This is a genomic window from Mycolicibacterium sp. XJ1819 (genome assembly GCF_053483675.1).
Genome location: NZ_JBEFST010000033.1, coordinates 18077 through 27260, shown reverse-complemented (window position 1 = coordinate 27260; position 9184 = coordinate 18077). Strand labels below are relative to the sequence as shown.

Annotated in this window: 5 protein-coding genes; 2 read left to right on the top strand and 3 right to left on the bottom strand. The window is 70.2% G+C overall.

Going from position 1 to position 9184, the window contains the following annotated elements; genetic code table 11:
* Positions 1–43: 43 nt before the first annotated feature.
* Complete coding sequence (locus ABQE89_RS25815) at positions 44–799, bottom strand: hypothetical protein (RefSeq protein WP_448421987.1); 756 nt, start codon at positions 797–799, stop codon at positions 44–46.
* A gap of 145 nt (positions 800–944) precedes the next feature.
* Here ABQE89_RS25815 and ABQE89_RS25810 point away from each other — a divergent pair, with 145 nt between their 5' ends.
* Together ABQE89_RS25810 and ABQE89_RS25805 are read left to right on the top strand one after the other, a co-directional pair.
* Positions 945–2252, top strand: a complete 1308-nt coding sequence (locus ABQE89_RS25810) for a multidrug effflux MFS transporter (RefSeq protein WP_448421984.1) — start codon at positions 945–947, stop codon at positions 2250–2252.
* Between the two features lie 88 nt (positions 2253–2340).
* Positions 2341–4392, top strand: coding sequence for an MFS transporter (locus tag ABQE89_RS25805; RefSeq protein ID WP_448421982.1), 2052 nt, complete (start codon positions 2341–2343; stop codon positions 4390–4392).
* 6 nt (positions 4393–4398) lie between these two features.
* Here ABQE89_RS25805 and ABQE89_RS25800 read toward each other — a convergent pair whose 3' ends face one another.
* Both ABQE89_RS25800 and ABQE89_RS25795 read right to left on the bottom strand, forming a co-directional pair.
* The gene (locus tag ABQE89_RS25800; protein ID WP_448421980.1) at positions 4399–5745 is read right to left on the bottom strand and encodes an FAD-binding oxidoreductase; all 1347 of its coding nucleotides are present in this window, start codon (positions 5743–5745) and stop codon (positions 4399–4401) included.
* The gene (locus ABQE89_RS25795; protein ID WP_448421978.1) at positions 5742–9164 is read right to left on the bottom strand and encodes a TM0106 family RecB-like putative nuclease; all 3423 of its coding nucleotides are present in this window, start codon (positions 9162–9164) and stop codon (positions 5742–5744) included. The genes ABQE89_RS25800 and ABQE89_RS25795 overlap by 4 nt, the downstream gene beginning before the upstream one ends.
* Positions 9165–9184: the final 20 nt, after the last annotated feature.

Below are 9184 nucleotides of genomic sequence, written 5' to 3'. Positions count from 1 at the left end.
GCTAGCCGCAGGTTTTCACGCCCAAACCGCGTCGGTCGGGTGGTCACCCGTCGGGCGGCGCCGGCAGCACGTGCAGCGCGGCCGGCCAGCGCGCCGGCGGTGAACCGAACGCGCCGCGCGCGTTGGCGACGATCCGCTTGCCGATCAGCCGATTGCCCACGCCGCCGACCACCGCCCCGATGCCGACGGGCAGCAGCTTGCCGAAGGCGATGGCGCCGCGCTTGAGGGTGTAGCGCTTGACGAAATACTTCAGCAGCCGGTTGTTCAGCTGTGACACCGCGGGCAACGGCAGGGTGGCCGCGCCGTCGGCCAACCAGGCGCCGCTGGTGCGACCGGGACCGACGAGGTCGGCGATCGCACCCTTGCTGTCCTCGCCGACCAACACGGCAAGGACCAGCGCGCGGCGACGCTCCCGATGCTCGGCGGGGATTCCGTACACCTCCGCGAGCGCCAGCACGTAGACCGCGGTCGCCTCCAGGAACACCACCGTCTCGCCGGCGACGGCCGACATCGCCGCCAGCGTCCCGATGCCCGGGAACGCCGCAGCCGAACCGACGGCGGCACCGCTGGCCATCCCCGCGGCCAGATACTGCTTCTCCAGCCGGGCGACGATGTCGGCGGGTGTCGCGTCCGGACTGCCGTTGCGCAGCCGGTCGACGTAGGCCTTCACGGCCGGCCCCTGTACGCGGGCGCCGCGCTCGAGAATCGCCGAGAGCGCCTTGGCCGCCGCACCGGGACGTTCGTCGGATCCGTCACCGACGGCCTGCAGTCGGCTGTCGGCCTTCGACCGAGCGCTCATAAGCGGGCCTTCCTGTGCGAACGGCTGTGTTTCAGGCTAACGCCTGGCCAACGAATGCGGGCCGACGGGAAGTGCCCGAGGGTGATCGTGGTCACTGTCGGCTCGGCGGGGAAGAAATTATTGAGAAGCGGCGCTAACCAATTTCATGGCAACATCACCCGCTGTGGACCTGACGACCGCGCCGACCGCGCCCACGGAACGGGATGCCGCCCCCGCCGGCCGGCCCAGCCGCGCGCGGATGATCGTGCTCCTCGGCCTGCTGGTCGCGCTGGGCCCGCTGACGATCGACATGTACCTGCCCGCGCTGCCGGGGATCGCCGACGAACTGGGGGTGTCCTCCTCGGTCGCGCAGTTGACCCTGACCGGAACGCTGGTCGGGTTGGCGCTGGGCCAGTTGGTGGTCGGTCCGCTGTCGGACTCGCTGGGCCGCCGCAGGCCGCTGATGGCGGGGATCGTGCTGCACATGCTCGCGTCGTTGATGTGCCTGTTCGCGCCGAACATCGCGGTGCTGGGGGTGGCCCGCGGACTGCAGGGCATGGGCGCCGCCGCGGCCATGGTGGTGGCGATCGCCGTCGTCGGTGATCTGTTCGCCGATTCCGTTGCCGCAACGGTTATGTCGCGGTTGATGCTGGTGCTCGGTGTGGCCCCGGTGGTCGCGCCTTCGCTGGGCGCCGCGGTGCTGCTGAAGGCCTCCTGGCACTGGGTGTTCGCCGCGCTGGTGTTGATGGCCGGCGCCCTGCTGGCGGTGGCGGTGCTGGCGCTGCCCGAGACATTGCCCGTCGCGCATCGGCGGCCGTTGAACGTACGCAGCATCGGCGCCACCTATGTCGAGGTGCTGCGCGACGTTCGCTTTGTCGTGCTCGTCCTGGTCGGTGCATTGGCGATGTCGGGTCTGTTCGCCTACATCTCGGGCGCGTCGTTCGTGCTGCAGGATCGCTACGGCCTCGACCAGCAGTCGTTCGCGCTGATGTTCGGCGCCGGTGCGATCGCGCTGATCGGCGCCACCCAGTTCAACGTCGTGCTGCTGCGTCGCTTCGCGCCGCAGCGGATCGCGCTGGGGGCGCTGGTGGCCGGCTCGATCGCGGGTGCGGTGTTCATCGCCGTGTCGTTGGCCGGGGTCGGCGGGCTGTTCGGTTTCCTGCTGCCGGTGTGGGCAATCCTGGCGGCCATGGGCCTGGTGCTGCCCAACGCGCCCGCGGTGGCGTTGTCGCGGCACCCCGACGCGGCGGGCACCGCGGCGGCGTTGCTCGGCGCCGGGCAGTTCAGCCTGGGTGCCGTCGTCGCGCCGCTGGTCGGTGCGCTCGGCAACGACCAGTTCGCACTGGCCTTGGTGATGACGGTGGGTATGGTGATCGCATTGGCCGCGCTTTCGGCGGTTGGTGCGCCGAAGGCCGAACCGACACACAGTGCAGCGGACGGCGTCATCGACGACGCCCCCACAGGCCCGGCCTGACCCGGCCACCGGGGTCGATCCCGACGAGTCGGGCTGCACCGTGATCCGTACCGTCGGTGCAAATCGTTGAGCAGTTAGTCGACCCCTGATGTATCGAAGCCTGACCACCATCGCTGCGAGCCCGTGGAGCGCGCTGTGGGCGATGCTGGTCGGCTTTTTCATGATCCTGGTCGACGCGTCGATCGTGGCGGTCGCCAACCCGTCGATCATGGTCGAACTCGGCGCCGACTACGACGCGGTGATCTGGGTGACCAGCGCCTACCTGTTGGCCTACGCGGTGCCGCTGCTGGTCGCCGGCCGGCTCGGCGACCGGTTCGGGCCGAAGAACGTCTACCTGCTGGGCCTGGCGGTGTTCACCGCCGCGTCGCTGTGGTGCGGGCTGTCCGACACCATCGGCATGCTGGTCGCCGCCCGCGTCCTGCAGGGCGTCGGGGCCGCGCTGCTGACGCCCCAGACGCTGTCGGTGATCACCCGCCTGTTCCCCGCCGACCGGCGCGGGATGGCGATGAGTCTGTGGGGGGCCACCGCAGGGGTCGCGACGCTGGTCGGTCCGCTGGCCGGCGGAGTCCTGATCGACGGTTTGGGTTGGCAGTGGATCTTCTTCGTCAACGTGCCGCTCGGGATCCTCGGCCTGGGGCTGGCGGTCTGGCTGATCCCCGACCTCGGCACCCAGATGCAGCGGTTCGACCTGCCCGGTGTGGCGCTGTCGGCGGTCGGCATGTTCATGATCGTGTTCGCGCTGCAGGAGGGACAGGCCAACGCGTGGGCGCCGTGGGTGTGGGGCCTGCTGGCGGGCGGCGTCGGCGTGATGGCGGCCTTTCTGATCTGGCAGTACGTCAACCCCGACGAGCCGCTGATACCGCTGGTGATCTTCCGCGACCGGGACTTCTCGCTGTCCAACCTCGGCGTCGCGACCATCGGCTTTGTCGTGACCGCGATGCTGGTGCCGGTGATGTTCTACGCCCAGGCGGTCTGCGGTCTGTCGCCGACGCGCTCGGCGCTTCTGCTCGCGCCGATGGCGATCATGTCGGGCGTGCTCGCACCGTTCGTCGGCAAGATCGTCGACCGGGTACATCCGCGTCCGGTGATCGGCTTCGGGTTCTCGTTGGTGGCGATCGCGATGACCTGGCTGTCGGTCGAGTTGACCCCGACCACGCCGATCTGGCGAGTGGCGGTGCCGCTGACGGTCACCGGCGTCGGCATGGCGTTCATCTGGTCGCCGTTGGCGGCCACCGCCACCCGCAACCTGCCGTCGAAGTGGGCCGGCGCCGGTTCGGGTATCTACAACACCACCCGTCAGGTCGGCTCGGTGCTGGGCAGCGCCGGGATGGCGGCCTTCATGACGTGGCGGATCGACTCGGAGATGTCGCCGTCGCCGCCGGGAGCACCACGCGCCGCGGGGGCGGTGACCCACTTTCCGCCGTCGTTGCAGGAGCCGTTCTCGGCCGCGATGTCGCAAACCCTGCTGCTGCCCGCCTTTCTCGCGCTGTTCGGGGTGTGCGCCGCGCTGTTCCTGCTGGGTTTCGGGCGGGGACGACCGGCGGTGTTCGACGACGACCCCGGTGATCTCGACCGCGATGCCGCCCTGGCCGTCGAGTACGGCGGCGACGAGTTCTTCGCCGCCGACCACGACGACTACGTCGAGTACACGATCAGCTGGGACGAACCGGCGCGGGCCGACGACGGAGCCGCTGCGGCCGAGCCCACCACCGAACCGATCGCCGTGCGCGCGCCGCACGTGCTGCCCGCACCCGGCACGGAGTGGCACTGGGAGCAGCGCCGCGACGAGCAGGCGTCCGAACCGGAAGACGACCCGGAGTCATGGCGCGACATCCTCGACATCCTGCTCGCCGACGACCCGGCGCTGGCGCGACCGACGGCAGTGGAGTCGATCGGGTTTGCCCACAACGGCTTTCATGTCGATGACGAGCAGCGTTTCCAGCCGCTTCAGCGTCCGCATCCCACCGTCGATTCGGCCTCCGGCGGTCCCGCGCGCCACCGGTCTGACGAGGCCCAACCCCCACCGCGGCATCGCCGGCCCGACGGCAGGCACTACCGCGCCGATCCCGACGAACCGCCGCGGCACGGACGTCACTCGTCGCCGCGGCACGGACGTCACTCGTCACCGTGGCACGACTGAGGAGCGCTAGCCGAACATCACCGCCGGATTGAGGTAGCCGGTCGGATCGAGGGCGGCCTTGATCGCGCGCATCGCGGCGATGTCGGCGTCGGTGCGCGACATCTGGACATAGTCGCGCTTGCGGGTGCCCACCCCGTGTTCGGAACTGACGTTGCCGCCGAGGTTTGCGATCAATTTCATCATCGCCGTGTACAGGTCGCGTTCGGCCCGCGCGTCGCACCGCAACACATTCAGGTGCAGATTGCCCTCGCCGATGTGGCCGAACAACACCGGGATCGCGTCCGAAGCGTGCGCGTCGACCAGTTCGGCGGCCGCGGCCGCGAACCTGGATATCGCCGAAAGCGGCAGCGAGACATCGAACTTCAGCGGTGGCCCGTACGCGCCGAGCACGTCGGCGACGGCTTCGCGCACCCGCCACAGCCGCTGCTGTGCGCCGGCGTCGACGCCCACCGCCGGCTCACCCGACATCCCGACGTCGGCCAGCGCGCCGGCCAGCCGCTCGGTCTGGTCGGCATCGCCTGCCAATTCGATCAACAGCTGCCAGGCGCCGGCGACCGGTGCGGGCACACCGGCGTGCGCGGCGGTCAACGCGCTGGCGCGCGCGTCGACCAGTTCCAACGCGGCGATGCCGGCCATATCGCGGAAGATGCGACCGGCCGCCACCACACCGTCGAGATCGGCGAACCCGCAGATCGCGGTCACCCGATGCGACGGCACCGGATGCAGCCTCAGGTCCAGCCCGGTGATCACGCCGAGCGTGCCCTCGGCGCCGACGAACAGTGACGTGAGGTCATAGCCGGTGTTGTCCATGCGAACCCGGCTGTGCCGACGCAGCACCGTGCCGTCGGGAAGCACGACGTCCATGCCGACGACCTGTTCGCCCATGTTGCCGTAGCGCACCGTGCGCAGGCCGCCGGCATTCGTGGAGGCCATGCCCCCGACGGTGGCCGAATCACGGGCCGCCAGATCCACCCCGAACACCAGGCCCGCCTCGGCGGCAGCGTGCTGCACCTCGGCCAGCGTGACGCCCGCGCCGACCCGAATCCGCCGCTCGTCGGTGTCGACGTCGCCGAGCTCGCGCAGCCGCTCGGTCGAGAGCAGCACGTCGTCGTGTTCGGGGACGGTGCCGGCCACCAGCGACGTGCGCCCGCCCTGCACGGTGACATGCGCTCCCGCGTCGCGGCACGTTCGCAACACCGCGGCCACCTCGTCGGCGGCGCCCGGCCGCACCAGCACGGTCGCCCGCCCGTGATAGCGCCCGGTGTGGTCGACGCTGCGCCCGGCCAGCACGTCGGGATCGGTGCTCACATGTGCGGCCCCCACGATCCCGGCCAGCTGGTCGCTCAACCTCACCGGTCGGGTGTATCACACGACGTCAGCGAGAGGAACGCGCCCAACTCGACCAGCCGGTCAGGGGTGCCCGGAAGGTACTCCGTGAGCAGCGGCGACCGCACGATGTAACACACGTACTTGGCCCGGCTGACCGCCACGTTGAGCCGATTCCGGTTGAGCAGGAACGCGATTCCACGCGGTACGTCGTCGGCTGATGACGCCGTCATCGACACGAACACCACCGGTGCCTGCCTACCCTGGAACTTGTCGACGGTGCCCACCTCGACCTCGTCGTATCCGGCGGCGTCGAGTCGACGGCGCAGCGTCACCACCTGCGCGTTGTAGGGCGTCACCACCAGCACGTGCCGCTGCCCCAGCGCTACGGTGCCGGTCTCGTCGGTCCACGGGGTGCCGAGCAGTCGGCCGATTTCGGCGACGATCGCGTCGGCCTCTTCGGGGCTGTCGGTGGAGTTGCCGTCGTGGTCGACGGCGAGCACGCGCACCCCCGGTGAGTGGCCGTCGAGCACGCGCGCGGAGGTCACGTCGTCGAATGACCGCAGCCGGCCGTCGTAGGACAGCCGCGAGACCGCCGAGCACACCGTCGGATGCATCCGGTAAGAGCGGTCCAGGAAGTACCCGAGTTCGCTTGGCAGCGTGTGTCTTCCGTCGACCAGCCAACCCAGCGCGGAGCAGTCGACGGGCTCGGGGTGGGTGCCCTGGCTGACCTGCGGCAGCTGCTGGGGATCGCCGAGCAGCATCAGGTTGTGTGCCGCGGGGGCGACGGCGATGGTGTTGGCCAGGCTGTACTGGCCGGCCTCCTCGACGACCAGCAGATCCAGCGACTGGCGCGCGATCTTGTTGGCGTTGGCGAAATCCCAGCCCGTCCCACCGACGACGCAGCCGATGCCGCCGACGGCGTGCTGGTCGATGAACGTCGCGAAATCGGGGTTGGTGAGCTCGGTCCAGCCGCAGTTGACCGAGTTGAGCTTCTTGGCGACGTGCGCGCCGTCGACCCCCGCCTTGAGCACGTCGGCGAACAGGTTCTCCACCACCGCGTGCGACTGCGCCACCACACCGACCCGCCACCGGTGGGTGTTGACCAGGCGCTCGATCACCCGCGCCGAGGTGTAGGTCTTTCCGGTGCCGGGCGGGCCGTGCACCGCGAGGTAAGAGTGGTCCAGGTCGAGCAGCGCCGCGGTGATGTCGTCCTCGACCGGCCCGTCGTGCGGAAGCGGGCGCCCGCTTCGCGTGCGCGGGGCGCGGCGCAGCAGGATGTCGGTGACGGCGTCGAGCGGAAGGTCCGGGAGCCCGGCGGCCACCGCGGACGCGACGGCTTCGATCGACTCCTCCAGCGGCTTGGTGTTGATCGGCGGCCCCGGCGTCAACGCGAACGGCCGCCGGTCGAACACCTCGCCGTCCTTGGGTTGCTTCTCGACGATCACGACCTCGGTGGGCACGTCGGGGTCGTTGCACTCGACGACGGTGACGGCGCCGAACCCGCGCCGGTCCGGGTCCTCGGACAGGCCTGCCGGCGAAGGCGGATCGTAGAGCGCGTACATGTCGCGGGCCAGTTCGCCGTTGGCCAGTTCGCCGTGCAACCGCAGATGCCGCTGCGGTTTGCGGGCCCTCGGTGGTTGATGCCAGTCGTGCTCGATGTCCACCTTGTCGGCGATGAACACGTCGCCGTCGTCTGCCCATTCCTCGACGGGGTTGTTGACCCGGTCGAAATGGCTCCACCAGAACGGCTTGTGCTCGCGGCGGTGAAATCCCCTGGCCGCGGCGATCATCGCGACCGCGGTCTGTTCGGCGGTGCGCGCCGCGATGTTGTCGCCGGCGAACGTGCCCAGCGCGCGGTCGAGATCGTCGCCGGTCTCGACCTCGGTGTCGTCGTCGCGCACCTGCTGCGGTCCGCGCGGCGGCACCCCGCAGTCGATGACGCGGGCCATCAGCCAGTCGCGTAGCCGGCGCGTGGAGCGGCAGTCGTAGAGGTTGTAGTCCTCGATCTGTTTGAGCACCGCGGCGGCCTCCTCCGCGCGGCCCTCGTCGCGCAGCGCGCAGTAGCGGGCGTACTGCGTGATCGAGTCGGCGGCCGTGGTCACCTCGCCGTCGCGCAACTCGTTGCCCATGTAGAGCGGCTCGAGCGACTTGATGCTGTAGTTCTCGGTGCCCACCCGAATGCTCTTGCGCACCAGCGGATACAGGTCCACCAGGACACCGTTGCGCAGCAGCTCGTCGACGTCGTGCTCGCCGACGCCGTAGCGGCCCGCCAGCCGCAGCAGCGTGGACTTCTCGTACGGCGCGTAGTGGTAGATGTGCATGCCGGGATAGCGCCGCAGCCTCTTGCGCACCATCGCCAGGAAGTCGACCAGCGCTTGGCGCTCACCGGCCCGGTCGTGCGCCCAGTACGGGGTGAACTCACCGCTGGTGTTCAGCACGCCCCACAGGTACTCCAGGCCCCATTCGTGGCCGTCGACGGTCCACAGCGGGTCGCCCTCGAAGTCGAAGAACAGATCGCCCCTGTTCTCGTCGGGCAGCACCATCAGCGGCTGCGCGTCCACCACCTCGTAGGCGGGCTTGCCGTCGACGGGCGGGGTCAACTGCAGTCGGGCCTGCGCGGTCAGCGAGGCCAGCGTGCGCGGGGACAGTTCGGCCGCCGGCCCCTGATGCGCCGCCAGGTCGGCGACGGTGGTGATGCCCGCGTCGATCAGCCTGGCCCGCTGGCTGATCCGCATCCCCGCGACGAGTAGCAGATCGTCGTGGGCGCGCACCTGGATCTGACATTCGGGACATCGGAAGCACGCCCGCACGTCCTCGTCCTCCCACGCTACCGGCGCGCCGCCTGCGTAGTGCTCGTCGAGCAGTGACTGCAACGCCGCGCGTCTGCTCAGATACACCGGCAGCAGTTCGTCGACGCGGTAGGAGACCGTCGCACCGTCACCGAGCACCAACTCGACGTCGGGCGCCACCGGCACCCCCGCGCGGGTCAGGGTGTCGGCGTAGGCGGCCAGTTGCAGCAGCGCCTCGACCTTGACCGAGCGCGCGAGCTTGGTGTCGCGCAACCGGTACTGCCCGTCGTCCTCGAGGATCAGGAAATCGGCGAACCCGACGAACCGGCCGTCGAACATCGCGGCCTGGTAGATCACCGGCGCGCGACGCTGCACCGCGCGCATGGTGGCCTCGGCGGCGGCGGTCAGACCCTCGACCGTGTAGCCGGGCCTGCCGATGATCGCGACGTCGAGGCGGTCACGGAGCTGGTCGAGGTGCCGCTGCTCATGCTCCCCGCCGAGTTCGGCGGTGCGGGCCAGCAGTTCGTCCTCGGCCGCGACGGCGGGGCCGCGTCCGAGCCGGGCGTCGAACGAGCGCAGCAGCGCATACTCACACCGCGCGGCGGCGGCGAGATCCGACGCGCTGAAGACCACCCGGCCGTCGGCGACGAACATGGCCGCAACTGTAGGTCAGA

Excerpts from the sequence above, each read along its gene's own strand:
- ABQE89_RS25815 (WP_448421987.1), bottom strand. The coding sequence starts at position 799 with ATGAGCGCTCGGTCGAAGGCCGACAGCCGACTGCAGGCCGTCGGTGAC.
- ABQE89_RS25810 (WP_448421984.1), top strand. The coding sequence starts at position 945 with ATGGCAACATCACCCGCTGTGGACCTGACGACCGCGCCGACCGCGCCC.
- ABQE89_RS25805 (WP_448421982.1), top strand. The coding sequence starts at position 2,341 with ATGTATCGAAGCCTGACCACCATCGCTGCGAGCCCGTGGAGCGCGCTG.
- ABQE89_RS25795 (WP_448421978.1), bottom strand. The coding sequence starts at position 9,164 with ATGTTCGTCGCCGACGGCCGGGTGGTCTTCAGCGCGTCGGATCTCGCC.